This window comes from Protaetiibacter intestinalis (assembly GCF_003627075.1).
Taxonomy (GTDB): Bacteria; Actinomycetota; Actinomycetes; order Actinomycetales; family Microbacteriaceae; genus Homoserinibacter; species Homoserinibacter intestinalis.
In genome coordinates this window covers 1,526,915-1,552,174 of record NZ_CP032630.1, presented here as the reverse complement: position 1 = coordinate 1,552,174, position 25,260 = coordinate 1,526,915, and the positions used below count along the sequence as shown (strand labels likewise).

At 71.2% G+C, this 25,260-nt stretch carries 21 protein-coding genes; 14 read left to right on the top strand and 7 right to left on the bottom strand.

Annotated features, from left to right (window positions below; all coding sequences use genetic code 11):
• Position 1: 1 nt before the first annotated feature.
• Positions 2-472 carry a nucleoside deaminase gene (locus D7I47_RS07295; protein WP_227000507.1) on the bottom strand — a complete coding sequence of 157 codons (471 nt, stop codon included), beginning with the start codon at positions 470-472 and terminating at the stop codon, positions 2-4.
• 12 nt (positions 473-484) lie between these two features.
• Between D7I47_RS07295 and upp the strand changes: the two genes are divergently transcribed.
• From upp to D7I47_RS07275, 4 genes are all read left to right on the top strand, one after another.
• Positions 485-1,117 (top strand): uracil phosphoribosyltransferase, encoded by a 633-nt coding sequence (upp, locus tag D7I47_RS07290; protein WP_120762425.1) that lies wholly within the window; start codon positions 485-487, stop codon positions 1,115-1,117.
• A gap of 311 nt (positions 1,118-1,428) precedes the next feature.
• Positions 1,429-2,157, top strand: coding sequence for a winged helix-turn-helix domain-containing protein (locus tag D7I47_RS07285; RefSeq protein ID WP_120763860.1), 729 nt, complete (start codon positions 1,429-1,431; stop codon positions 2,155-2,157).
• Positions 2,158-2,588: 431 nt separating this feature from the next.
• Positions 2,589-3,458: an EamA family transporter gene (locus D7I47_RS07280; RefSeq protein ID WP_120762424.1), complete on the top strand. Its 870-nt coding sequence runs from the start codon at positions 2,589-2,591 to the stop codon at positions 3,456-3,458.
• A 26-nt stretch (positions 3,459-3,484) separates the two neighbouring features.
• Positions 3,485-3,925 (top strand): MarR family winged helix-turn-helix transcriptional regulator, encoded by a 441-nt coding sequence (locus D7I47_RS07275; protein WP_120762423.1) that lies wholly within the window; start codon positions 3,485-3,487, stop codon positions 3,923-3,925.
• Between the two features lie 86 nt (positions 3,926-4,011).
• On the opposite strand, the gene D7I47_RS07270 is transcribed toward D7I47_RS07275, so the two are convergent.
• The 5 genes from D7I47_RS07270 to D7I47_RS07250 are packed head-to-tail and all read right to left on the bottom strand — an operon-like array spanning position 4,012 to position 9,975.
• Positions 4,012-4,899: a carbohydrate kinase family protein gene (locus D7I47_RS07270; RefSeq protein WP_157981663.1), complete on the bottom strand. Its 888-nt coding sequence runs from the start codon at positions 4,897-4,899 to the stop codon at positions 4,012-4,014.
• On the bottom strand, positions 4,896-5,813 hold the full coding sequence (locus D7I47_RS07265) for a pseudouridine-5'-phosphate glycosidase (protein ID WP_120762421.1): 918 nt from the start codon (positions 5,811-5,813) through the stop codon (positions 4,896-4,898). Before D7I47_RS07265 ends, D7I47_RS07270 begins: the two co-directional genes overlap by 4 nt.
• Before the next feature lie 18 nt (positions 5,814-5,831).
• On the bottom strand, positions 5,832-7,487 hold the full coding sequence (locus D7I47_RS07260; RefSeq protein WP_157981662.1) for a hypothetical protein: 1,656 nt from the start codon (positions 7,485-7,487) through the stop codon (positions 5,832-5,834).
• A gap of 35 nt (positions 7,488-7,522) precedes the next feature.
• On the bottom strand, positions 7,523-9,223 hold the full coding sequence (locus tag D7I47_RS07255) for an FAD-binding oxidoreductase (protein WP_120762419.1): 1,701 nt from the start codon (positions 9,221-9,223) through the stop codon (positions 7,523-7,525).
• Positions 9,220-9,975, bottom strand: coding sequence for a lysophospholipid acyltransferase family protein (locus D7I47_RS07250; RefSeq protein ID WP_120762418.1), 756 nt, complete (start codon positions 9,973-9,975; stop codon positions 9,220-9,222). Before D7I47_RS07250 ends, D7I47_RS07255 begins: the two co-directional genes overlap by 4 nt.
• A 169-nt stretch (positions 9,976-10,144) precedes the next feature.
• On the opposite strand from D7I47_RS07250, the gene D7I47_RS14875 reads away from it, so the two are divergent.
• The 8 genes from D7I47_RS14875 to D7I47_RS07215 are packed head-to-tail and all read left to right on the top strand — an operon-like array spanning position 10,145 to position 21,103.
• Positions 10,145-10,357: a hypothetical protein gene (locus D7I47_RS14875; RefSeq protein WP_170154369.1), complete on the top strand. Its 213-nt coding sequence runs from the start codon at positions 10,145-10,147 to the stop codon at positions 10,355-10,357.
• A 29-nt stretch (positions 10,358-10,386) separates the two neighbouring features.
• Positions 10,387-13,233: a helix-turn-helix transcriptional regulator gene (locus D7I47_RS07245; RefSeq protein WP_170154368.1), complete on the top strand. Its 2,847-nt coding sequence runs from the start codon at positions 10,387-10,389 to the stop codon at positions 13,231-13,233.
• Positions 13,234-13,286: 53 nt separating this feature from the next.
• Positions 13,287-14,744 (top strand): type I restriction-modification system subunit M, encoded by a 1,458-nt coding sequence (locus D7I47_RS07240; protein WP_120762416.1) that lies wholly within the window; start codon positions 13,287-13,289, stop codon positions 14,742-14,744.
• Complete coding sequence (locus tag D7I47_RS07235) at positions 14,741-15,901, top strand: restriction endonuclease subunit S (RefSeq protein WP_120762415.1); 1,161 nt, start codon at positions 14,741-14,743, stop codon at positions 15,899-15,901. The genes D7I47_RS07240 and D7I47_RS07235 overlap by 4 nt, the downstream gene beginning before the upstream one ends.
• 33 nt (positions 15,902-15,934) lie before the next feature.
• Positions 15,935-16,387: an XRE family transcriptional regulator gene (locus D7I47_RS07230; protein ID WP_120762414.1), complete on the top strand. Its 453-nt coding sequence runs from the start codon at positions 15,935-15,937 to the stop codon at positions 16,385-16,387.
• Entirely contained in the window at positions 16,384-16,755 is a 372-nt protein-coding gene (locus tag D7I47_RS07225; protein ID WP_120762413.1) for a HepT-like ribonuclease domain-containing protein, read from the top strand. Before D7I47_RS07230 ends, D7I47_RS07225 begins: the two co-directional genes overlap by 4 nt.
• A 30-nt stretch (positions 16,756-16,785) precedes the next feature.
• The gene (locus D7I47_RS07220) at positions 16,786-17,730 is read left to right on the top strand and encodes a restriction endonuclease (RefSeq protein WP_120762412.1); all 945 of its coding nucleotides are present in this window, start codon (positions 16,786-16,788) and stop codon (positions 17,728-17,730) included.
• 13 nt (positions 17,731-17,743) lie between these two features.
• On the top strand, positions 17,744-21,103 hold the full coding sequence (locus D7I47_RS07215) for a DEAD/DEAH box helicase family protein (protein WP_120762411.1): 3,360 nt from the start codon (positions 17,744-17,746) through the stop codon (positions 21,101-21,103).
• A 184-nt stretch (positions 21,104-21,287) separates the two neighbouring features.
• Here the strand turns inward: D7I47_RS07215 and D7I47_RS07210 are convergent, their stop codons facing one another.
• Complete coding sequence (locus D7I47_RS07210) at positions 21,288-22,064, bottom strand: SDR family NAD(P)-dependent oxidoreductase (RefSeq protein ID WP_120762410.1); 777 nt, start codon at positions 22,062-22,064, stop codon at positions 21,288-21,290.
• Positions 22,065-22,156: 92 nt separating this feature from the next.
• On the opposite strand from D7I47_RS07210, the gene D7I47_RS15035 reads away from it, so the two are divergent.
• Entirely contained in the window at positions 22,157-22,942 is a 786-nt protein-coding gene (locus D7I47_RS15035; RefSeq protein WP_120762409.1) for a hypothetical protein, read from the top strand.
• Positions 22,939-25,254 carry an SDR family oxidoreductase gene (locus D7I47_RS07200; protein WP_120762408.1) on the top strand — a complete coding sequence of 772 codons (2,316 nt, stop codon included), beginning with the start codon at positions 22,939-22,941 and terminating at the stop codon, positions 25,252-25,254. Before D7I47_RS15035 ends, D7I47_RS07200 begins: the two co-directional genes overlap by 4 nt.
• Positions 25,255-25,260 lie beyond the last annotated feature (6 nt).

Sequence of the window (25,260 nt, the reverse complement as noted above, 5' to 3'; positions counted from 1 at the left end):
CTCAGAGTTCGGAGGCGCGGGCGTTCTCGAAGAACGCGCGCAACGGGGCGGCGCACTCGGCCTCGAGCACGCCCGGCACCACCTCGGCACGCACCGGCAGCGCGCGGTCGCGCAGCAGGTCGTGCACGCTGCCGGCGGCGCCCGCCTTCTCGTCCCAGGCGCCGAACACGACGCGCGGGATCCGGGCGGCGAGGATCGCGCCCGCGCACATGACGCACGGCTCGAGCGTCACGACGAGCGTCGTGCCGTCCAGGTGCCAGTCGCCGCGCACCTGGGCCGCCCGCCGGATCGCCACCACCTCGGCGTGCGCGGTCGGGTCGCCGTGCGCCTCGCGCTCGTTGCGTCCCACCGCGAGCACCGTGCCGTCGCGGTCGAGCACGACCGCCCCGACCGGCACATCCCCCGAGCCGAGCGCGAGCTCCGCCTCCGCGAGGGCGAGGCGCATCGCCTCCTCATCGGCTCCCGAGGGCATAGATTGAAGCCTATGCGAGTGCATGTGGCCGACCATCCGCTGATCACCCACAAGCTGACGGTGCTGCGCGACGAGCGCACCCCGTCGCCCGTCTTCCGGGCCCTCGCCGAAGAGCTCGTGACGCTGCTCGCCTACGAGGCGACCCGCAACGTGCGCACCACCCCCGTCACCGTGCAGACGCCCGTCGCCGAGACCACGGGCCTCGCGATCGCCGAGCCGAAGCCGCTCGTCGTGCCGATCCTGCGCGCCGGCCTCGGGATGCTGGAGGGCATGGTCAAGCTCGTCCCGACCGCGGAGGTCGGCTTCCTCGGCATGGTGCGCGACGAGGAGACCCTGCAGCCCACGACCTACGCCGAGCGGCTGCCCGACGACCTCTCGAACCGCCAGTGCTTCATCCTCGACCCCATGCTCGCCACGGGCGGCTCGCTCGGCGCGGCGATCGAGTTCCTGTTCCAGCGCGGCGCGGTCGACGTGACCGCCGTGTGCCTCATCGCGGCCCCCGAGGGCATCGAGGCCGTGCGCAAGGCGACCGAGGGCCGCGAGGTGACCGTCGTGGTCGGCGCACTCGACGAGCGGCTCAACGAGAAGGGCTACATCGTGCCCGGCCTCGGCGACGCGGGCGACCGCCTCTACGGGCTGGTGTGAGTCTTTCCTTCTGTTACGACACGTTCCGTCGCGGTTGACACGCGGCGTAACGCTGGCACACACTGGCAGGCATGACCGTTCACGCGCGCCCCACGACCTCCTTCGAGGCCCTCGGGAACGCCGGCATGATGATGCCGGTGCGCTCGGTCATGTGTTGTCGAATGTGCGCCTAGGCCGCCCCTCGCCCGAGTGAACCCCGCATGGTGAACTCCCCGACGTCCGGTTCCGATCCGGATGGCGTCTCCCGCTTCGACAACTCCCGGCCCGCCGCCTCCGATGCGGCCGCCGACACCTCGCAAGGATTCGACGACATGTCTCTCGCCACCCTCGACACCCTCCGTCCCCAGACCCGCTCCTACCCCGCCCCGCGCATCGCGCCCCGCCCGGCACCCGTGGCGGAGCCCGAGCGTCCGCGCATCCGCGCCGTGCCCGAGGGCACCGAGGCGCGCGGCTTCGCCCTCTACGTGGGCGTCGACGAGCTGAAGGCGCTCGGCGCCGGCGTCTCGCTGCCGCAGCTCGTGGAGGCCCTCAAGCGCACCGTGGCCGACCTCGTGCCGGATGCCGAGACCTACGCCGCCGTGGCGCTCGCCCCGCAGGGTGCGGGCGGCCGCGACGTCGAGGTCGTGCGCCTCGCCCTGCAGGACCCGGCCGCGCTCGCCAAGCACCGCCAGACGGTCGCCCCCGCCGAGCCGCCGGAGCCGAAGGGCGGTGTCGTGATCGACATCTCCCGCAAGCGCGTACAGCTCGACGGCGAGATCGCGCCGCTCACCTACAAGGAGTTCGAGCTGCTGCAGTTCCTCGTGCTGCGCGAGGGGCGCACGATCGACCGCGCCGAGATCATCTCGACCCTGTGGTCGGACGGCGGCGACGAGGAGACCCCGAACGAGCGCACGATCGACGTGCACGTGCGGCGGCTGCGCTCCAAGCTCGGCGCCTACGAGGACATCGTGCGCACCGTGCGCGGCTCCGGGTACCGCTTCGACCGCCACGCGGATGTCACCATCCGCTGGGCGTCGACGCCGTCGCCCGACGTCTTCTGAGGCGCGGCACCGAGAGGTCGACTCGCGTCGCCTGACCGCGCCTTCGCGCGCGTCGCACCGCCTCCGATCGGGCGCTGGGCGAACTCGCAGAAAAATAACGGTCTGATAACTAGACAGCGTTACCTTCTCGTTATACATTCATAGAGCTTGATTCGTTTGCTGTGGCGAACCAAGCGGAATGTGATTGCAGGACACTCTTGGTGCAAGGGAGAGGGTCGGCCGCTTGCCTCTGCGGCCGACCCTCAATCACGTTAACCGGCCGTTCACCGACGGCCCCTACGCTCGGCCGCGACAGCGCCTAGGGTTCCGGAGGCTCGCCTCGACTGGTCCGAGCGGCGCCACGGCGACCACCCTCGTGGACGCCGTCATCTGACAGGACAAAAGCCCGGAGGACCCGTCCGTCGCGCCCGCGGCGGGCCGAAGGGTCCCGCATGTCCGTCGAAGCCGTCCTCCTCGTGCTCGGCGCCGCCGTCTCGCACGCCGCCTGGAACGTGCTCGCGCACCGCTCCAGCGGCGGCGGGATGCTGTTCCTCTGGGGCGCCGCCGTCTCGGCGACCGTGCTGTGGGCCCCGCTCATCCCGCTCACCGGCGGCATCCCCACCGAGCAGCTCGGCGGCTTCCTGCTCGGCATCGGAGTCTCGGGCGTGCTGCACGTCGCCTACATGCTCGTGCTGCAGCGCGGCTACGCCCTCGGCAACCTCTCGACCGTCTACGCGACGGCGCGCGGCACCGGCCCCCTGCTCACCGTCATCGTCGCGATCGCGGTGCTCGGCGAGCGGCCCGCCCCCTTCGCGCTCGCGGGGGTGCTCGCGATCGTCGTGGGGGTCGTGGCGCTCGGCATCGTCGACCGTCCGCCCGCCCTGCCGGGCTCCCGTCGCCGGATCGACCCCGCCCTCGTCGCGGGCGCCCTCACGGGCGTCTCCATCGCCGCCTACACGCTGTGGGACGCGCACGCGATCCGCAGCTGGCAGATCCCCCCGGTCGCCTTCATGGTCGGCTGCACCTTCCTCGAGATCCCCCTGTACACGCTCGCGCTGCGCAGCCGCACGCGCGAGGCGGTGCGGCTGCTGCGCGAGCGCTGGCGCACGATGCTCGCCTTCGGCATCCTCTCGCCGCTGTCGTACATCCTCGTGCTGACGGCCGTGACCATCGCGCCGGTCTCGCTCGTGGCGCCGATGCGCGAGGTGAGCGTCGTGCTCGTGAGCCTGTTCGGGGCGCTCGTGCTGCGCGAGGGCAACGCGATGTGGCGCGTCGCCTCCGCCGGCGTCGTCGTCACGGGCGTGCTGCTCATCGCGCTCTGACCGTGGCGGTTGCCTAGAGTGTCATCGTGACCGATCGCGCGGATGCCGTCGACGCCTGGGAGTCGCTGTACCGCGCCCAGGTCGCGGTGCTCCGCCAGCTGCTGGCCGAGTTCCCCGACGACGAGATCTCGTTCACCGAGTACGACGTGCTCTTCAACCTGTACCGGCAGCCGGGGCAGGCGCTGCGCATCCGCGACCTCAACAAGCACCTGCTGCTCACCCAGCCGAGCGTGAGCAGGCTGCTCGACCGGCTCGTCGCGCGCCACCTCGTCGAGAAGAGCCCCGACCCGGCGGATGCGCGCGGCACGATCGTCACGCTCACCGACCGCGGGGTCGAGGTGTTCCGGCGGATCGGGGCGCAGCACGGCCGCTCGATCATCGCCCGGATGTCGGTGCTGAGCCGCGCGGAGCAGCGCCAGCTCGCCGAGCTCACCGACAAGCTGCGCGCCGGCGCGATCCCCGGCTGACGCGTTTCCGTTCGGGAGGATGACACGCCGCCGCGCGCGCAGCCCAGCGGCGCGATGCGGCGCGTCGTCCTCCCGAACGGAGAGGTTCAGATCGGGGGGCGGCCGCCGATCGCCATCACGGCGCGAGCGGCGGTGAAGACGCCCGCCTCGGCGGCGGCCACGGCATCCGGGGCCTGCGTCCAGGAGGCGAGGAAGCCGCCGATGAAGGCGTCGCCCGCACCGGTCGGGTCGATCGCCCGCACGCTTCGTGCGGGGATCGCGACGGGCTCGCCGCCGTCGACCACCAGGAGGACGCCCTCGGCACCGCGGGTGAGGGCCACGATCGGGAAGTCGCGCGCGAGGGCGCGCGCCTGGCGCTCCGCGCCGTCGAGTCCCGTCAGCAGCCGCGCCTCGTCGCCGCTCAGGAACAGCAGAGACGCCCCCGCGATCGCCTCGAGGAACGCCTCCACCCCGAAGTCGGCGATGAAGCCGATCGAGCCGGGGTTCACCGACACGGGCACGCCCGCCGCCGCCGCGCGGTCGAGCAGCGCCCGGGTGCCCGCCACCCGGAACCCGTCGACGATGCTGTAGCCGCTCACGTGCAGCAGCGCCGCGTCGGCGAGCAGCGCATCCGTCACCGCGGCCGAGGTGAGCAGCGAGTTCGCGCCGCGCTCGGTGAGCATGGTGCGCTCGGAGCCCTGCACGATGATGATGATCGTGCCGGTCGGGGCGGCCACCTCGACCTGCAGGTGCGGGGTGACGCCCGCCTCGGCGAGCTCCTCCTCGTGCAGGTGGGCGTCGTGGGCGCCGACCGCGGCGACGAAGTCGACGGCGGCACCGGCCCGGGCGAGCCACACCGCCGTGTTGGCGGCCGAGCCGCCCGAGCTCGGGCGGATGGTGGCGGTCGTGTCGGTGTCGGGGCGCAGCGGTTCGCGGGTGACGGCGACGATGTCGTTGATGAGGTCGCCGACGATGACGATCCGCGACCCGGTCACGGCCGGGGTGCGATCCGCGCCCAGGCGGTCGCGACCTCCGCCGCGACGCGCACGTTGTTGCGGGCGAGATCGAGGTTCACCTCGAGGCTCCTGCCGCCCGAGGCCTCGACGATGTAGCCGAGCAGGAACGGCGTGACGGCCTTGCCGTGCACCTCGGCGGCATCCGCGGCCGCGAAGGCGGTCGCGAGCACGCGGTCGTGCTCGACCGGATCCCACTGCTGCTCGAGCGGCACCGGGTTCGCGAGCACGATGCCGCTCGTCGAGCCGAGCCCGTCGCGGGCGGCCATGACGGCCGCCACCTCGTCGGCCGAGTCGACCTTCCAGTCGAGCTCGTATCCGGATTCGCGCAGCCAGAACGCGGGGAACGCGGTCGTGCGGTAGCCGATCACCGGCACGCTGAGCGTCTCGAGCCGCTCGAGCGTGGCGGGGATGTCGAGCACGCTCTTGACGCCTGCCGACACGACCGTGATCGGGTTCTCGGCGAGCGTCGGCAGGTCGGCCGACTCGTCGAAGGTCGAGGATGCGCCGCGGTGCACGCCGCCGAGCCCGCCGGTCGCGAACACCCGCACCCCCGCGAGCGCGGCGAGGTACGCGGTCGCGGCGACCGTGGTGGCACCCGAACGCCCGAGCGCGGCGAGGATCGGCAGGTCGCGCACCGAGGCCTTCGCGAGCTCCTCCTCCGCGATGCGGCGGACGCCCTCCGCATCCAGGCCGATCTGCGGCACGCCGTCGAGCACCGCGATCGTCGCGGGGGTCACGCCCTTCTCGCGCAGGATCTCCTCGAACTCGATCGCCGCCTCGTGGTTGCGGGGCCGCGGGAGGCCGTGGCTGATGATGGTCGACTCGAGCGCGACGACGGGGCGGCCGTCGGCGAGCGCGTCGGCGACCTCTGCGGAGACGTGGAAAGCGGTCATCCCTCCACGGTAACGCGCCTAGCGCGGGGTGTGGACGAGGGTCAGGGTGCCGGTCTCGTGCACTCGATCGCCCGTCGCGGTCCACTCGCGGGTGGCGATCGTGGCGTTGCCCGGGGCGCCCGGCTCCCAGCCGGTGAACTCGATACCGCCCTGGCTCTGGTCGGCGATGAGATCGTCCGCGTGGGCGCCGAGGAAGGTCACGTACCAGATGCCCGAGATCGCGGGCGGCTGGAACGGGTAGTCCGGGCAGGTGACCTGCCAGTCCCCTCCGGCGACCGTCGTGCCGAACCGGAGGCGGACGTCGTCGAGCCGCCCGACCCGCTGCGGCCCGCTCTCCACGGCCATCGCGTCGTAGCCGCTCGCAAGCAGCTCCATGCCGTAGAAGAAGAACTCGCCGTCGCTCGGCGTCGCCGTCGCGGTGCAGCCGCTCCAGCCGGCCTGTTCCGCCGAGACCGAGGTGTTGACGAGCTCCGTGGACGCCTCGCGGAACTGCGGCTTCCAGCTGCCCGTCTTCGCGTCGATTCCGTCGAGGTCGAAGGTGAGGTCGACGCTCGCCTCGACAGCCGAGGCCCAGCCGGAGTCGCCCTCCACCACGGCCTCCGAGGTGAAGTCGAGGCGGAAGCTCAGACAGTCGACGACCTTGGCCCGCAGCTCCTCATCGACCGACGGATCGACGTCGCCGGCCACCGCGACGGCACGGATCATGGCCACGTACAGCGGCAGGATCCGGTAGGTGAGGTGCTCGTCCCTGCAGTAGCTGTACTCCTGGTCGATGCAGGTCTTCGCCATCGTCGTCACGAGGCCCGGCAGGCGGCCGTCCGGCTGCGGGCTCATCCCCAGCAGTGCCAGGTGCCGCTGGAACTCGCCGTAGGTGCGCGCCGCGAGCACCCCTGCGGCGCAGCTGTCGGTGGCGTGCGCGATCCGCGGCTCGAGCACGTAGTCACGGAAGAGGTCGAGGAAGGGCTGCAGATCGTCCGGGTCGATCGGGGGGCGGCTGCCGTCGGCGCGAGGCTGGGTGTGGGTCTGGATGCGGTGGGCGAGCTCGCTCATGATCGCGCGCGCCGCATCCCCGCCCAGCCGGTACTCCTCCTGCACGACATTCGGGGCGGTCGCCGCCGTGCCGTAACCGCTGAAGTGGTCTGTCGAGATGGAGATCCCGGTGGCGTCAGGGGTGGGGAGGGCGAACGCGAGGTCGTCTCCGGAGCCCCGGTATTGGTAGAGCACCTGCTGGTCGCCGGGGATGGGCGTCGCCGGCACGATCTGGATCGTGGCGAACGCGTCGAGCTCCGTCCCGTCGGGACCGATGTCCACCCCGTAGCTCGCCGTCTCGCCGAACGGCAGCCCGGTGGTCGACGCCACCGGGGTCAGCGTCACCTCCGTCGCCACCCGGAGCGCATCCGCCGGGATGGTGAGCGTGTAGCTCGTGCCGTCGGCCCCGGTCGCGGTCAGGGTGCCGCCGGAGACCGGGATCACGGCGCTCACCGCGCCGGCCGCGTCGAGTTGCGTCGTGACGTCGGTGGGCGTCGACTGCTCGATCGTCCAGGCGAGCTCCTCGGGAACGGGGGCCGGCTGACGCGTCGTCGGGAAGCATCCGACGAGCACGGGCGCCGCGAGCGCCAGGCAGGCCACGCCCGCGACGAGGCGCACCGTGGAGGGGGAAGGACTCGGGATCATCGGGATTCCCTTCGAGCCGTGGTGGGTGGTGCGGGCTAGACCCGTTCGCTGACGGAGGGCACGACCTTGCCGGGGTTGAAGTGGTCGCCCGGGTCGACCGCGCCGAACAGGCCGCGCACGACCGCGACACCCTCCGGCGAGATGTCCTGCTCGATCCACGGGGAGTGCTCGACACCCACGCCGTGGTGGTGCGAGATGGTGGCGCCGTTGTCGACGAAGGCCTGCTGGATGGCGCTCTTCACCACGTCGTACTCGCCGAGCGGGTCGTCGCCGAACACGAACGCGAAGGTGAAGTAGAGGCACGCGCCCGAGTGGTACGAGTGCGAGAGGTGGCACATGATCCAGCCCTTGGTGCCGATCTCGGCGTAGGCGCCCTCCGCCGCGGCGATCACCGCGTCGTAGACGCCCGCGAGCTTCGACCACGGCGCCGCCGTCTCCGACACGTCGCCCGCGGCGCCCCGGTCGAGCAGGAAGTCGCGCAGGTAGGGGGTGTCGAACTTCTTCTGGTCGTAGAGCACGCCGGGGCCGGTGCCGACCCCCATGCCGCCGTGCTGCTTGACGATCGCGCCGACGAGCTTCTTCTGCCGCTTCACGTGTTCGGCCGAGCCCTCGAAGCCGATGAACGAGAGGCAGATGTCCTCGAGGGTCCACCCCTTCGAGCGCATGATGCCGGGCAGCACCTTCTCGGCGAGGATCGCGTCCATGCCGTGGCGTTCCTTGCTCGTCGCGAGCGAGAAGCCCGTCTCGCGGGCGTCGGAGACGCGCGTGATGATGGGCGTCGCATCCGACACGGAGATCGCCTGCATGGCCTTCAGGCCGGCCGCCCAGTTGGGGAAGAAGTAGGCCTGGATCTCGCGCACCTCGGCCACCCGGTGCACCTGCGCGGTCACCTCGGTGATGACGCCGAGGCGCCCCTCCGAGCCGACGATCATCTCGCGCACGCTCGGCCCGGTCGAGGCGGACGGGATCGCGGGGATCACGAGCACGCCGTCGCGGTCCGGATGCGAGGGGCGCACGACGCGCAGCCCGCGCACGATCTGCGCGATGTCGCCGTACTTGTCCGACTGCATTCCGGAGGAGCGGGTGGCCGCCCAGCCGCCGATCGTGGAGTGGGTGAAGCTGTCGGGGAAGTGGCCGATCGTCCAGCCCTGTGCGGCGAGCTGCGCCTCCAGGTGCGGGCCGAGAGCGCCGGCCTGGATGCGGGCGAGGCCCGAGTCGGCGTCGATGTCGATGACGGCGCTCATGCGCCCCATGTCGACCGACACGACCGGGCGCTGCTCGCCGGCCTGCGGCTCGAGGCTGCCCGCGATGTTGCTGCCGCCGCCGAACGGGATGAGCACGGCATCCGCCGCGACGACCGCGTCGACGATGCGCTGCACGTCGTCCTCGTCGGCCGGGTACACGACCACGTCGACGGCACGCGCGATGTCGCCCGTGCGGATGCGGACGAGGTCGCGCAGGCTCTTGCCGTAGGTGTGCACGACGCGCTCCATGGCGTCCGTGCGCACGAAGTCCTCGCCGACGATCGCGGCGAGCGCCGCGACGAGTTCGGCGGGGGCGACCGGGTCGGCGAGGTCGAGCTCCTCGAAGGAGGGCTGCTCGGCCTTCTGCGCGGTCGCGAGGTCGAGTCCCACGGCCTGCAGCACGAACGGCGCGAACCCGGGCTTGTCCTCGTGATGGAAGCCGACGCCCTCGACGCCCCAGCCCCACCACTTCATGTGCTCGACGTCGGTCACGGTCTCTCTCCTTCGGGCGACGGGTCGTCGGTGCCGGGCACGGCCTCGGGCGACGGGCCCAGGATACGGGGTGCATGGGCGTCGTGCAGTTTCACGATCTCGGCGCGGATGCGGGCGGTGAACTCGGCGGCCGTCTCGCCCTCCTCGGGCAGCATGGGCGCACCGAACACCACGCCGACGGGCAGGCGGCCGGGCTTCGGCCAGCTGCTGCCGCGCGGGTGCGCGATCCCCGCACCCACGAGCGCGACCGGCACGCAGGGGACCCCGGAGGCGATGGCGAGGGAGGCCGCCCCGGGCTTGAAGTGCCCCATCCGTCCGTCCTTCGAGCGGGTGCCCTCCGGGAACACGAGCAGCGGCACGCCGCGCTCGAGCAGCGAACGCGCCGAGATGCTGCGGGGATTGACGCCCGAGCGGTCGACGGGGAAGGCGTTGAAGAACAGCGCGGTGAGCCCGCGGCGCCACCACACGTCGAAGAAGTAGTCGGCGGCGGCCCCCGCGGCGAGGTAGCGCGCCTGCTTGCGCGGGAGGGAGCCCATGATGAGCGGCGCGTCGAGGTGGCTGGAGTGGTTGGCGATCACCACGAAAGACTTCGGCAGGCTCCGCAGCTGCCGGGCCCCCACGATCGTCACCTTGACCGTCGACCAGGCGACGGGCTTCAGGATGCCGCGCTGCGCCACATACCGCGCGGCCGCCTGCGACTTGGAGGTGAAACGGTCGCGGCGCGGGTTCTGCTGAGCGCCGGCGTCCACCATGGTGCCAGGCTAGTCCCCCACGCATTCCGCGCGCCTAAGGAGGGTCCTTAGGCGGCGACGGGCGGGATGCGGCGGCCGGATCCTGGGCGATCGTCCGATCCCGCCCGCCCACCTCAGCGAGGAGTCTCTGGTCATCGGCACCCGCCGATCCGTCCAGAAGGAGCCCCTCATGTCCCTCGTCACCGCCGACTTCGCCCTCCGCAGCTACGCCTCGGACGCCCGCGTCGCCACCACCGTCATCGACACGCTGCGCACCGCCCGCGATCGCCTCACCGCGGCCACGCCCGTGCGCCCCCACCCCCTCAAGAGCCTCGTCGGCCGCCTCTCGGAGCTGCGCGCCCGCCGCCGCTGGGCGACGACGCTCGACATCCAGTTCTGGTGAGCGGCGTCGCCGTCACGCCAGAATCAGGTGTGACCTCTCCCGCGGGCCGCGCCGCCGTGCAGCGCACCGACGAGCTGGACCAGCTCGCCGCGGCGCTCGGTGCGGTCGAGGCCGGCGGGCAGCGCGCGGTCGTCGTGAGCGGCGAGGCGGGCATCGGCAAGACCCGCCTCATCGCCGAGTTCGTCGACTCCCTCGCCGAGCGCGCGGATGTCGTGGTCGGCAACTGCTACGAGGCCCAGGAGCTGGCCGCCTACCTTCCGGTGCGGCAGATCCTGCGGAACCTGCCCGCGGTCGTGGGGCAGGAGCGCTTCGACGCCGCCCTCGCACCCGTCGCCCGCACCCTCGCCGGTCTGCTCCCCGGGGGCACCACCTCCGGCGACGCCCTCTCGCCGGTGCGCGTGCACGAGGCGCTCGACCTGCTGCTCGAGAACCTCTCGGCCGAGCGTCCCCTCGTGGTCGTGTTCGAGGACCTGCACTGGGTCGACCCGTCGACCATCGGGTTCCTCGGCGCCGTGCTGCGCTACCGCTCCACGGGCAGGCGTCTGCTCGTGATGTCGTACCGCTCCGACGACGTCGGCCGCGGACACCCGCTCCGGCCCTTCCTCGCCGACCTCGACCGCGGGCGCCTCGCGACCCGCATCGAGCCCGCACGGCTCGCGCGCGAGGCCATCGCGGAGATCGGCTCGGCGCAGCTCGGCCGCGCCCTGCACGGCATCGAGCTCGACCGCATCACGGAACGCAGCGACGGCATCCCCTTCTTCGTCGAGGAGCTGCTCGGGCTGAGCGAACAGCAACTGCCCGCCAACCTCCGCGAGCTCGTGCTGGCCCGCTACGACCGCATGAGCGACCCCACCCGACGGGTGCTGCGGATGATCGCGGCGAGCGTCGACGTCGACCACCGGCTGCTGCGCGGGGTCGCGGCGGAGCTCGGGCTCGACGACGCGGAGCTGGACGCGTCGATCGACGAGGCGGTCGCGGGCGGCATCCTCGTGATCCGCGGCGACACCTACGCCTTCCGCCACGCCCTCAGCCAGGAGGCCGTCGCCCAGGAGCTGCTGCCCGGCGAGCGCGACCGCGTGCACCGCGCCTACGCGCGCACCCTCGAGGCCGCCCACGATCCCGCGCGCGCCGGCGACCTGGCACGGCACTGGCTCGACGCGCACGAGCCCTCGCTCGCCTTCGACGCCTACCTCCTCGCGCTCGGCGACGCGCAGGCCACCTACGCCACCGAGACCGAGGCGGCGATCCTCGAGCAGCTCGTCGAGCTGTGGCCCTCGGTTCCGGATGCGGCGGAGCGCTCCGGCGTCACCCGCGCGCTGCTGCTGGTCAATGCCGCGACCGCCTGGACGGAGGCCGGCCGCACCTCCCGCGCCGACACCCTGCTCGACGTCGCCGAGACCCTGCTCACCCCCGACGACCGACGCGGCAGGGGCGAGCTGCTGGTGCGACGCGTGTCCCACGCGATCAACGGCCGCCGGGCACGCGACGCGATCGAGTATGGCCTCGAGGCGGCCGCCTGCCTTGCCGACGTCGACGATCTGCGCACGCTCGAGCACCGCGCCACCCTGCACGCCAACGTGGTCGACGCCGCCGAGCAGCTGGGGGATGTCGAGCTCGCCGCCGAGCATCGCGCCGAGGCGCTGCGCCTCGCCTCCCTGACGGGCGACGCCGGGGTGGAGGGCTACGTACGCCACCTCATCAACATGAGCGCCATGGAGCGCGGCGACGTCGACGCGGCGCTCGAGCACCTCGGCTGGGTGCGCACCCACACGATCGCCTCGCCCGAGCTGGAACTGCGGCTCGCGCTCAACACCGCCGACACCCTGCACCGCCTGGGGCTGTTCGCGGAGGCCGCCGAGTTGGGGCGCGACGCCCTCGCCCGCGCCGACGCCTACGGGCAGCGGGGGTGGGCGGCGCTCATCGCCGCGAACCTCGCCGACGACGCCGCGGCGCTCGGCTTCCTGGAGGAGGCGGCGGAGATGGCTGAGCGGTCTGCGACCCAGGGCACCGATTCGACGTTTGTCAGCTATTCGGTGCGCCAGCTCGCGCGCCTCGACGTGCTGCGCGACGACCCGGCATCCGCCCGCGCGCGTCTCTGGAACCACCGCGAGCTGTTGGACGACGTGGCGGTCGACCAGGCCGAGGAGCGCTGGGGGCAGCGCGCGATCACCGCCGCGATCGCCGCCGCCGAGGGCGAGATCGCCCAGGCCGAGACGGCCCTCACCAGCCTGCACGGCGAGCTCGCCGAGATCATCGTGTCCGAGTTGCCGGCGCACGTGCTCGCCGCCGCCGAGACCCTCGACGCGGCCCGCCGCACGGGCACGCCCGCGGATGCCGCGGCCGCGTTCCTCGCCGGGGCCCGCACGGCGCTGCGCGCGATCCCGCACTTCGAGGCGTGGGCGGTGCTCGCCGACGCCGCGCTCTCGCCCGACGAGGTCGAGGCGTGGGATGCGGCGGTCGTCGCGCTCGACCAACCGCGCGTGCACCGCTGGGTGCTGCCCCACGTGCTGCGGCGGCGGGCCGAGGCGCACGCGTCGGCCGGCGACCGCGAGGCCGCGCGCGCCGACGCGGAGCGTTCGCTCGAGCTCGCGCGCGGGTTCGGGGCGAGCAGGGACGTGCGCCTCGCCCGGGAGCTCGCGTCGCGGCTCGGAGGGGGCGGGGGGTCGGCTGCGGGTGCGGCCGGAGGCCTGACCGCCCGCGAGCGCGAGGTGCTCGCCCTCGTCGCCGAGGGGCTCAGCAACCGGCAGATCGGCGAACGGCTCTACCTCAGCCCCAAGACGGTGAGCGTGCACGTCACGGCGATCCTGCGCAAGCTCGGGGCATCGACCCGCACGGATGCCGCGGTGCGCGGGGCGCGCCTGCTCGGCGACGCCTGAGGGGGGACCTGCGCGGGACGCACTACCCACCACAGCCGTCATAGGCTGCCGGGGTGATCACCGGTGAGCTGAAAAGCAGAGTCGACCGCGTCTGGGACGCCTTCTGGTCGGGCGGCATCAGCAACCCGCTGGAGGTGATCGAGCAGATCACCTACCTGCTGTTCATCCGCCGTCTCGACGACCTCACCACCCGGGCCGAGCAGAAGGCACGCGTGACCGGCAAGCCCGAGCCGCTGTACTTCGACGCCGCTCAGCAGGAACTGCGGTGGAGCGTGTTCAAGAACACCGAACCGGAGGCGATGTTCCGCACGGTCGGCGAGCGGGTGTTCCCGTTGCTGCGTGAGCTCGGTGGCGACGGCTCCACGTATTCGCAGCAGATGAAGGATGCGCGCTTCACCATCCCGACGCCCGCCCTGCTTTCGCGCGTAGTCGACATGGTCGACGCCTTGCCGATGAACGACCGCGACACCAACGGCGACCTCTACGAGTACCTGCTCGGGAAGATCGCCTCGGCGGGCGTGAACGGGCAGTTCCGCACCCCGCGCCACATCATCCAGTTCATGGTGGAGCTGATGGCGCCGACGCCGGCTGACGAGATCGTCGACCCTGCCTGCGGCACGGCCGGGTTCCTGGTGGCGGCGAGCGAGTTCCTGCGGGAGCGGCATCCGGAGGCGCTGCTGGATGCGACCCAGCGTGAGCACTTCCACCGCAGCATGTTCCACGGCTACGACTTCGATTCGACGATGCTGCGCATCGGCAGCATGAACATGCTCATGCACGGGGTGGAGGCGCCCGACATCCGCTACCAGGATTCGCTGTCGGAGTCGGCGTCGGGCGACGCCGCAAAGTACACGCTGATCCTGGCGAACCCGCCGTTCGCGGGCTCGCTGGATGCGGACGGCATCGCGAAGGATCTCACCCGGGTGGTGAAGACGAAGAAGACGGAGCTGCTGTTTCTGGCACTGTTCCTCAAGCTGCTGAAGCCGGGTGGGCGTGCCGCGGTGATCGTGCCGGATGGCGTGCTGTTCGGTTCGTCGACCGCCCACAAGGCGCTACGCAGGGCGCTCGTGGAGGAGCAGAAGCTGGATGCAGTGGTGAAGCTGCCGTCGGGTGTCTTCCGACCGTATGCGGGGGTGTCGACGGCGGTCCTGTTCTTCCAGCGCACCGATTCGGGTGGTACCGACGAGGTGTGGTTCTACGACGTGCGCGCCGACGGCTTCAGCCTCGACGACAAGCGGATGCCGGTCGACGCGAACGACCTGCCGGATGCGCTCGCCCGCTGGCCGGAGCGCGTCGGCGCCGAGCGCGACCGCGCCCGCACCGAGCAGTCGTTCACCGTGCCGAAGGCGGAGATCGCCGCCCAGGGCTACGACCTCTCGCTCAACCGCTACCGCGAGATCGTGCACGAGGAGGTCGAGCACCGCAACCCGCTCGACATCCTCGCCGACATCGAGACACTGAACGCCGAGATCGAGGCGGGCGTCGCTGAGCTGAAGGCGATGCTCGGGTGACGGTCGTCACGCTTGGCGAGGTTGCCGAGATAAACCCGCCAGCGCGTCCCGTGCCGCCCGAGCAACAAGTCTCGTTCGTCGGCCTCGCTGAGTTGGACGCGATCAGCGCTTGTGCGATTCCGCTGCGCTCACGTCGGTTCGCTGATGTGTCCAAGGGCTACACCGTGTTCGAGAATGCGGACCTCCTAGCAGCAAGAATCACGCCGTCCTGGGAGAACGGAAAAGTTGGCATCGCCGAACTCGATCATGCGATAGGGGTCGGCTCGACCGAGTTCCATGTGATTCGCCCGGGTGAACGGCTGGACCGACGCTTCGCCCTGCATCTCCTTCGGCAGCCTGGAGTGCGTATGACCGGCGCAGCACGGATGACCGGGAGCGCGGGACAACGTCGTGTCCCGGCCGCCTTCCTGCGCGATCTTCAGTTCGTGATGCCGCCGCTCGACGAGCAGCGGCGGATCGCCGCGATCCTCGACGCCGCCGACTCGATTCGCGCCAAGCGCCGGGCGCTGCTCACCCAGCTCGGCTCGCTGACCTTGGCAACCTTCCGCGACCTTTTCGGAGGGTCCTCATCGCCGACACAGCATCTCGGCGACCTCGCTGAGATCACCTCAGGGGTGACAAAGGGGAGGAAAACCACCGGCCCCACTATCGAGGTTCCGTACTTGGCCGTGGCGAACGTTCAGGCCGGAGCGCTGGCGCTGGACACGGTCAAGACGATCCCCGCTACCACTGATGAGATCGAACGGTTCCGTCTTGTGGATGGAGATCTGGTGCTCACTGAGGGTGGCGACCCGGACAAGCTCGGCCGCGGCACCGTCTGGCGAAACGAGATCCCGCTTGCGATTCACCAGAACCACATATTCAGGGTTCGGATCACAACCGACCTGCGCTCGGATTTCGCGGCCGCTTACATCAGCTCCCCCTCAGGCCGGAGCTACTTCCTCAAGGTCGCAAAGCAGACCACCGGCATAGCGACGATCAACAAGGGCCAGCTGTCCCGATTCCCGATGCTCGTTCCTCCACTCGCCGAGCAGGACGCATTCGCCGCACGCGCCGCCGCGATCGACGCCGAGCGCGCCCGCGTCGAGCGGGCGCTCGCGGCCGACGACGAGCTGTTCGCGTCGCTGCAGTCGCGCGCGTTCTCGGGCGGACTCTAGGCACACGGTCGCGGCATCCGTATATTCATATACATGACCGAGATTCGGGCGATGCGGCTCGCGGCGGGGCTCACCCAGGCCGAGCTGGCGGCGCGCGCCGGCACCGCGCGACCCAACATCGCGGCATACGAGTCGGGCGCCAAAGTGCCCTCCCCCGAGGTACGCGAGCGGCTGATCGCCGCCATGCGCCCCACACCCTCCGAGGCGCTGCGCGGGCACGAGGCCGAGGTGCTGCAGATCGCCGAACGCAACGGCGCCACCCGCGTGCGGGTGATCGGCTCCGTCGCCAAAGGGCGCGACACCGTCGACTCCGACCTCGACCTGCTCGTCGACCCCGCCCCCACCACCTCGCTCTTCGACCTGTTCCACCTGGAAGACGAAGTCGCGCAGCTGCTCGGCGTCGAGGTCGAGGTGCTGTCGGCACGCACCGCATCCGCCGAGATGCTCGCCACCGCCGTCGAGCTGCGCCCCACGAGCGCCGCATGAGCGTCGACCCGAAAGCGGCCGACCGCGACGGCCGAATCGACGCGAACCTCGGCGCCATCGAACGCCACCTCGCCGAATGCGTCGACCTCGCCGGGCGCGGCCGCGACGCCTTCCTCGGCACCGACTTCGTCAACCGCTACGCCGCGCTCGCCGCGCTCATCCAGATCGGCAACGCCGCGAAAGACCTGCCCGACACCTTCCGTGCGGCGCACCCCGCGGTGCGCTGGCGCGCCCTCATGGGAACCCGCGACAAGATCGGCCACATCTACGGCGACAGCATCGACTGGCACACCCTCTGGAACACGGTCGAGAACGACGTGCCCGTCGACCTCGCCGCCGTGCAACGCATTCTCACCGAGAGAGGCTGACATGAACATCACGGGCGCAAGGGCAGGGTCATGACGGACATCAACCTCACCGACGCCGGTATCCCCCAGCATGGCCAACTCGCGCTTCCGCTCTTGCAAGTGATCGCAGATGGCAACGAATGGACCCGGCAGGACCTCGTCGTGGCGACCCTCGACGCGGCAGGAGTCAGCCAAGAGCTGCGAGAACTCCAGTACGGTACCTCGGGTCACTATGCGGCGGAGAACAGGGTCGGCTGGGCGAAGTCGGAGCTGACCCGCGCTCGCTTGATCGAGTCGATCCGCCGCGGGGTGTTTCGCATCACCGATGCAGGCCGTACGTTCCTGGCCGATCACCCTGCTGGGTTCACCAAGGCTGACCTCGAGGCCCTCCCGGCGTGGGACGAGTATGTGCCAAGACGTCGAATACGGTCGGGCGACATTCGCATTGCAACCACAGGCGAGATCGACGATCACACGACTGACGCGCAGACACCCGACGAGCGGATCGACGACGCGATTAGTGAGGTCGAGGAGGACATCAAGACACAGCTCCTCACCCGCCTCAAGGAAGGTGACCCGAGGTTCTTCGAGCGCGTGGTGCGTCAACTCCTCGTCAAAATGGGTTACGGGCGGGAAGGTCAGCTTTCCAAGCTGAGGGGGCCCGGAGACAGCGGAATCGACGGCGTCGTTGACCGCGACGAGCTCGGCCTCAGCCGTATCTACATCCAGGCCAAGCGGTACGCCGACGCTACAGTCGGGCGGCCCGCAGTCCAGGAGTTCGTCGGAGCACTCGCGACGAGAGGCGCAGCAACAGGCGTCTTCTTCACAACCAGCCGATTCGCCGATGGCGCCATCGAAGCCGCCGAGCGCGTCTCCCATGACATCGCGCTCGTTGATGGGCTCCGCCTTGCGGAACTCATGATCAAGCATCGAGTCGGGGTCGAAGTCGATCGCGCCGTCGAGATCGTCCGCCTCAACGAGGACTTCTTCGAGTAGGCCGCGACCTCAGATGGGCAATTTCGAGTTCGTGCGGCAGAGCATCCCGCACCTCCACGAAGACTGCGCACGCGCCGAGTCGTACCTCACGAGTGACCCGCGGGCCGCCTGCATCTACGGTCGCCGGGCCGTCGAACTGCTCGTCGACTACCTCTACAAGGTGCTCAGCCTCCCGCTGCCCTACAAAGACGACCTCGCGGCCAAGACGAACGCCCCCGCCCTCACGGCCCGCACCGGCCCCGCCGTCACCGCGAAACTCAACTACGTGCGCAAGCTCGGCAACGACGCCGTGCACAAGACGATCGCCCCGACCCCGCGCGACGCGCTCGGCCTCGTGCGCGAGGTGTACCTGCTGATGCTGTGGGCGAGCGCCCACCACTCGCCGCATCCGGCCGCCGCACCCACCGCAACCCCGTTCGACCCGGCCCTCGCCGCGAAAGCAGCGCCGCTCACCCCGAACGAGGTGCGGCAACTGCTCGCCCGCTTCCAGCAACAGGATGCGGCCGCCACCGCACTGCGGGAACAGAACGCCCAGCTCACGGCCGAGATCGACGAACTCAAAGCACAGATCGCCACCGCACAGGCCGCGGCAGCACCCGCACCCCTCGACGTGCGCGAAGACGACACGCGCGACCTCTTCATCGACTTGCTGCTGCGGGAAGCCGGATGGACGATCCGCGACGCCGGCACCCCCGGGCCGCACGCGGGCGTCGCAACCGTCGAGCACGAGGTGACCGGGATGCCGAACGCACTCGGCACCGGCTATGCCGACTACGTGCTGTGGGGCGCCGACGGCCTGCCGCTCGCCGTCGTCGAAGCCAAACGCACCCGCCGCAGCCCCCAAGACGGCCAACGCCAGGCCGAACTGTACGCCGAACGACTCCAGGCGACGACCGGGCGGCGGCCCGTCATCTACACCACCAACGGCTACCAGCACTGGCTGTGGGATGACGCCGCCGGCTACCCCCCGCGCCAGGTCGCCGGGTTCATGACGGCGGACGAACTCGAACTCACCATTCAACGCCGCACCACCCGACTGCCCCTCGCATCCGCCGCCATCGACGCGGCGATCGTCGAACGGCCCTACCAGCGGCGCGCCATCGCGGCTGTCGGCGACGCGTTCGACCGCAAACAGCGCGAAGCCCTGCTCGTGATGGCCACCGGCTCCGGCAAGACCCGCACCGTCATCGCGCTCGTCAAACAGCTGCAGGAACGCGGATGGGTCAAGCGCGTACTGTTCCTCGCCGACCGCGCCGCGCTCGTCACGCAGGCCGCCAACGCCTTCACCGCGCACCTTCCGGGCACCACCACCGTCAACCTCGTCACCGAGAAGCAGACCGAAGGCCGCGTCTACGTCTCCACCTACCCGACGATGATGAACCTCATCGACGAGACCGACGATGCGGGGCGGCGGTTCGGGCCGGGCCACTTCGACCTCATCGTCATCGACGAAGCCCACCGCTCCGTCTACGCCAAATACGCGGCCATCTTCGACTACTTCGACGCGATGCTCGTCGGCCTCACTGCCACCCCGAAAGACGAGGTCGACCACAACACCTACCGGCTGTTCCACCTCGAAGACGGCGTGCCCACCGACGCGTACACGCTCGAAGAGGCCGTGCGCGACGGCTACCTCGTTCCCCCGCGCGGGGTCGCGGTACCCCTCAGCTTCGTGCGCGACGGCATCCGCTACGACGAGCTGAGCGACGACGAGAAAGACCAGTGGGACCAGCTCGACTGGGGCGACGACGGCGCAATCCCCACCGAGATCGGCGCCGGCGAACTGAACCGCTTCCTGTTCAACGAAGACACCGTCGACAAGGTGCTCGAAACGCTCGTCACCCGCGGCCACCACGTGGCAGGCGGCGACCGCATCGGCAAGACGATCATCTTCGCCGCCAACCAGCGCCACGCCGAATTCATCCAGCAGCGCTTCGACCACGCCTACCCGGAGCTCGCCGGCAAGACCGCGCGCGTCATCACCCACCAGACCGCGTACGCCCAAACCCTCATCGACGACTTCTCGCAGCCCGCCAAACAACCCGACATCGCCATCAGCGTCGACATGCTCGACACCGGCATCGACGTGCCCGAGGTGCTCAACCTGGTGTTCTTCAAAGCCGTGCGCTCGAAGTCGAAGTTCTGGCAGATGATCGGGCGCGGCACCCGCCTCTCCCCCGACGTGTTCGGGCCAGGGCGCGACAAACGCGACTTCCTGGTGTTCGACTTCTGCGGCAACCTCGAATACTTCAGCCAGGACCTGCCGAGCTCCGAAGGCCGCGTGCAACCCTCGCTCACCCAGCGGATCTTCGCGGCCCGCGTCGCGCTCCTCGTCGGCATCGACGACCACGACCCGCAACTGCGCGACGCGACCGCCACAACGCTGCACGACGCCGTCGCCGGCATGAACCTCGACAACTTCCTCGTGCGCCCGCACCGGATGGCGCTCGAACGCTTCGCGGCCCGCAGCGCCTGGGATGCGCTCACCCCGGACGACGCAGAACTCGCCAGCACCCTCGCCGGGCTGCCCACGGCGGTGCGCGACGAAGACGACGACGCCAAACGCTTCGACCTGCTCATCCTGCGCCGCCAACTCGCCCAGCTCGACGGCGACCACGCGCACGCGGAACGACTGCGCGCCACCATCCAAGACATCGCGCACTGGCTGCTCGCGAACACCGCGATCCCCGCCATCGCCGCGCACGCCCCCCTGCTCGAACAGCTCGCCGACGACGGCTGGTGGCAGCACGTCGCCCTCGCCGAGCTCGAACTGGTGCGCATCCGACTGCGGGGGCTCATCCGCATCCCCGCCAAAACCCGCCGCGACCCCGTATACGCCGACCTCGAAGACGTGCTCGGCGAAGCGGAAGAGATCGCCCTGCCCGGCCTCACCCCCGGCGTCGACTTCGAACGCTTCCGCGCGAAAGCCCGCGCGTACCTGCGCGAACACGACGACGACCTCGCCCTCCAGCGCCTCCGGCGCGGGCGCGCGCTCACCCGCAGCGACATCGAGGCGCTCGAACGGATGCTCGTCGCCGCGGGCGCCGACGCCGGCGCGCTTGCTCGCGCGGAATCGGAGGGGCTGGGCGCGTTCATCCGCTCGCTGGTCGGGCTCGACCGCGCCACCGTGCAGGACGCGTTTGCGCAGTACCTCGACGACACCCGATTCACACTCGACCAGATCCGGTTCGTCACCCTCATCGTCGACGAACTGACCCGCAACGGGGTCATGGAACCCGGTCGGCTCTTCGAGTCACCCTTCACCGACCACGCACCCGCCGGGCCCGCGTCGCTCTTCCCGGAGGCGGAGGTCGACGGGCTCGTCGCGATCGTGCGGGCGTTGAACGCGAGCGCAGACCCCGAGGTGGCGTAGTCCGCGCACGAGCGCTGGCCCTGGGTTCTCCGAGGCCTTTCGCTTACCCGGGGTAGACCTTCATCCCCTGGCCGTTCATCTCCCCCTCAGGCGAGGTGACGATCTTGTCGCGCAGGATCGCCCTAGCGCGATTCAGCTGTTCGGGACGGAGACCCTGGACTCCGACGTCGATACGCGCGCCGACCTACGCCGTGTCGCGGTGGCGAGAGCCCGAGATCTTCCGCGAGACCCAGCGCACGGTGCGCGGCGGCAGGTGCCGCAGCAGCCACGCGAGGAAGCGGTAGCGCAGGGTGGGCATCGACAGCACCCGGCCGCGCTCCGCATCCCGCAGGCACGTCGCGACCAGGGCATCCGCCTCGAGCCACAGCCACGAGGGGATCGACGACTTGCGGATCGCGGCGCGGTCGTGGAACTCGGTGCGCACCCAGCCGGGCATGAGCGCGGTGACGGTGACGCCCGTGCCGTGCAACTCGTTCGCGAGGCTCTCGCTGTAGACGCGGAACCACGCCTTGATCGCCGAGTAGAGGCCCATGTTGAGGTAGCCGGCGATGCTCGCGACGTTGATGACCGAGCCGCGCCCGCGGTCGCGCATGCCGGGCACCGCCGCCGCCGAGAGCACGAGCGGGGTGTGCATCATGACGCTCATCGCATCCGACGCCTCGACCAGGTCGGGGTTGCCGAGCCGCGACTTCATGCCGTAACCGGCATTGTTCACGAGCAGGTCGACGGGACGCTCGCGGTCGTCGAGGCGGCGCGCCACCCGGTGCACGTCGATGTCGCGGCCGAGGTCGGCCACGAGCACCTCCACCTGGCGGCCCGTCGCGCGCAGCTGCTCGGCCGACTCCTCGAGGCGCGACTGGGTGCGCGCGACGAGCACGAGATCGTAGCCGCGGGCGGCGAGGGCGCGGGCGAACGCGGCGCCGATGCCGGCGGTGGCGCCGGTCACGAGAGCGATGGGCATATGGCTTACGATACGGTCATTCCGAGGCGTGCCCCTCCCGTGCGCGCCCGTCAGGAAGGCCCACCACCCGCATGACCCCCCGAGCAACGACGGTGACCGAACCGTTCGACGTGCGGGAGTTCGCGGCGACCGCACGCGGAAGCCACCGCGCCGAGATCGACGGCGACGAGATCGCCCGCGAAGGGCTCGCCCCCGACGTCGTGCGCCTCATCCGGGTGCTGCGCGACCTCGAGCGCGGGACCCTCGAGCGGATGCGGAACCTGCTCGTGACCGCGACCCACAAGGACGCCCGGGTCACCGCGTTCCTCGCGACCTGGGCGTTCGAGAAGTACTGGATCGCCGACGCCCTCGACACGGTGCTCGCCGCGGTCGGCGTCGAGACGACCCCGCTCAGCGGCCCGCTCCGACGCACCTCTTCCGAACGGGCCGAACGGCGCGGGCCGATCCGGCGGGCCATCGCCGGGAACATCGCGGGAGCCGACATCGTCGCCGGGCACGTCAGCACGGGGCTCGTCGACGAGCTCATCTCGGAGGTCGCCTACCGGCGGCTCGGCGAGGCGGCATCCGTGCTCTCCTCGATCGCCACCACCCTGCTCGCGGTGAAGGACCGCCACGTGCGCTTCCTCGCCGAGGAGGCCGAGCACAAGCTCGCCGCCTCGAGGCGCGCCGTGCGGCTCGCCAAGAAGGCCATCGCACAGGCGGCCTGGCCGATCGGCGCCACCGAGATCCCCGCGGCCGACCGCAGCTTCTTCGAGGCCTTCGTGTTCGGCGACGCCGAGGGACGGGATGCCACCGCGCGGATCGGCGAACGGCTCGCCGCGCTGCCCGGCCTCGGCGCGGCGGAGGGCCGCACCGTCGTCGCGAGGCTCGTGCCGTGACGCCGAAGCGCGCGAAGACCGAGCTCGGCGACGCCCACGTCTTCCTCACGGGCGGCACCGGCTTCGTCGGGCAGGCCGTGCTCGAGCGGCTGCTGTCGACGCATCCGGGCACCACGATCTCGCTGCTCGTGCGCACCAAGGGCTCGGCGGGCGGCGACGACCGGCTGCGCACCCTGCTGCGGAAGCCCGTCTTCAAGGCCTGGCGCGCGGCCGTCGGCGAGGCGGGTGTCGAGGATGCCGTGGCCCGCCGCATCCGCATCGTCGAGGGCGGCCTCGGCTCGGTGCCCGAGCTGCCCGGCGACATCGACGTGGTCATCCACTCCGCCTCCACCGTGTCGTTCGACCCGCCCATCGACCAGGCCTTCGACACCAACGTCGGCGGCGCCATCGGGCTGTACGAGGCGCTGCGGGCATCCGGTTCCACCCCGCACGTCGTGCACGTCTCCACCTGCTACGTCGGGGGTCTGCGGAAGGGCGTCGTGCCGGAAGCGCGGCTCGGCCACGACGTCGACTGGCGCGCCGAGTACGCGGCCGCCCGTTCGGCCCGCGAGCGCGTCGAACTGCTCTCGCGCCACCCCGACCAGCTGCGCGAGTTCATGGACCGCGCCCGCGCCGAGCACGGCAAGGAGGGCCCGCAGGCGGTCGCCCGCGCGAGCGAGGAGGCCCGCGTCGCGTGGGTCACCGCGCGCCTCGTGGACGCCGGGCGCACGCGCGCCGAGTCGCTCGGCTGGACCGACGTCTACACGCTCACCAAGGCGTTCGCCGAGCGCGCCGCCGAGGAGCTGTGGGCGGGAACCGGCGGCTCGCTCTCCGTCGTGCGGCCCGCGATCATCGAGTCGGCGCTCGCGCACCCCTTCCCCGGCTGGATCGACGGCTTCAAGGTCGCCGACCCGCTCATCCTCGCCTACGGCCGCGGGCTGCTGCCCGAGTTCCCGGGGCTGCCCGACAGCGTGCTCGACCTCATCCCCGTCGACCACGTCGTGAACGCCATCCTCGCCGCCGCCGCCAACCCGCCCGGCGGCGAGCCCGAGTACTTCCACGTGAGCTCGGGCGCCACCAACCCGCTGCCGTTCCACCAGATGTACGAGAACGTGCGCGAGTACTTCACGGCGAACCCCATGCCGTCCCCGCGCGGCGGCGACATCCCGGTGCCCACCTGGCGCTTCCCGGGCGGACGCACGGTCGAGCGCGCGCTGCGCCGCTCGCGCGCGCGGCTCGAACGGCGCGAACGGCAGCTCTCACGGGGGCGCTCCACCGCCCGCACGCGCGCCCAGCTCGCCGAGCTCGCCACCCGGCGCAGCGACCTCGAGACCCTCGAGAACTTCGCCGAGCTGTACCGCGCCTACGTGCAGACCGAGATCATCTTCGACGACACCAACACGCGCGCCCTGCACGCCGCCATCCCGAAGAAGCTGCAGGCCGACCGCGGCTTCGACGTGGCCGCGATCGACTGGCAGGACTACCTGCAGCGCGTGCACTTCCCCGCCATCACGACCCTCACGCGGGCCTTCTCGCGCCGCCCCGAGGCGAGCTCCACCGAGGGCCGGCCCGCCAAGGAGCTGCCGGAGCGCACCGACGTCGTGGCCGTCTTCGACCTCGAGGGCACCGTCGTCGACACCAACCTCGTCGAGCAGTACCTGTGGGTGCGCTCCGCCGGATGGGGCTGGGCGGCCTGGCCGGCATCCGTCGCCTCGATCCTCGCCCGGCTGCCCGTCTACCTGCGGGCCGAGCGACGCGACCGCGGCGAGTTCATCCGCACCTTCCTGCGACGCTACGAGGGGATGCCCCAGGCCCGCCTCGAGAAGATCGTCGACGGCGGCTACGCCGACACGATGCTCGGCCACACCGCGACCACGGCGCTCGAGCGGGCCGCCGCCCACCGCGCGGCCGGGCACCGCACGGTGCTCGTCACGGGATCCATCGGCACGCTCACCGCCCCCGTCGCGGCCGCCTTCGACGAGGTCGTCGGCGGGCAGATGCACGTCAAGGACGGCCAGCTCACCGGCTACCTCGGCCGCCCGCCGCTCGTCGACGAGGCGCGCGCCAACTGGCTGCGGCAGTACGCCGAACGCGGCGGCTACGACCTGTCGGCCTCCTACGGCTACGGCGACAGCCACGCCGACCTGGTCTGGCTCGAACTGCTCGGCCACCCGCACGCGGTCAACCCCGACAGCCGCCTCGCGCGCGAGGCCGGCCGGCGGCGGTGGCGCATCGACACCTGGAAGAGCGGATCCCGCGCCGCGAACCGTGCTTTGATGGCGGAAGGCACCGCATCCGGCACCCCCGAGGAAGGAGCGGGCGGCCGTCGCTGACCGCCC

Coding starts and splice junctions, on each gene's coding strand:
- D7I47_RS07295 (WP_227000507.1), bottom strand. CDS start 472: ATGCCCTCGGGAGCCGATGAGGAGGCGATGCGCCTCGCCCTCGCGGAG.
- upp (WP_120762425.1), top strand. CDS start 485: ATGCGAGTGCATGTGGCCGACCATCCGCTGATCACCCACAAGCTGACG.
- D7I47_RS07285 (WP_120763860.1), top strand. CDS start 1,429: ATGTCTCTCGCCACCCTCGACACCCTCCGTCCCCAGACCCGCTCCTAC.
- D7I47_RS07280 (WP_120762424.1), top strand. CDS start 2,589: ATGTCCGTCGAAGCCGTCCTCCTCGTGCTCGGCGCCGCCGTCTCGCAC.
- D7I47_RS07265 (WP_120762421.1), bottom strand. CDS start 5,813: ATGACCGCTTTCCACGTCTCCGCAGAGGTCGCCGACGCGCTCGCCGAC.
- D7I47_RS07260 (WP_157981662.1), bottom strand. CDS start 7,487: ATGATCCCGAGTCCTTCCCCCTCCACGGTGCGCCTCGTCGCGGGCGTG.
- D7I47_RS07250 (WP_120762418.1), bottom strand. CDS start 9,975: ATGGTGGACGCCGGCGCTCAGCAGAACCCGCGCCGCGACCGTTTCACC.
- D7I47_RS14875 (WP_170154369.1), top strand. CDS start 10,145: ATGTCCCTCGTCACCGCCGACTTCGCCCTCCGCAGCTACGCCTCGGAC.
- D7I47_RS07230 (WP_120762414.1), top strand. CDS start 15,935: ATGACCGAGATTCGGGCGATGCGGCTCGCGGCGGGGCTCACCCAGGCC.
- D7I47_RS07225 (WP_120762413.1), top strand. CDS start 16,384: ATGAGCGTCGACCCGAAAGCGGCCGACCGCGACGGCCGAATCGACGCG.
- D7I47_RS07220 (WP_120762412.1), top strand. CDS start 16,786: ATGACGGACATCAACCTCACCGACGCCGGTATCCCCCAGCATGGCCAA.
- D7I47_RS07215 (WP_120762411.1), top strand. CDS start 17,744: ATGGGCAATTTCGAGTTCGTGCGGCAGAGCATCCCGCACCTCCACGAA.
- D7I47_RS07210 (WP_120762410.1), bottom strand. CDS start 22,064: ATGCCCATCGCTCTCGTGACCGGCGCCACCGCCGGCATCGGCGCCGCG.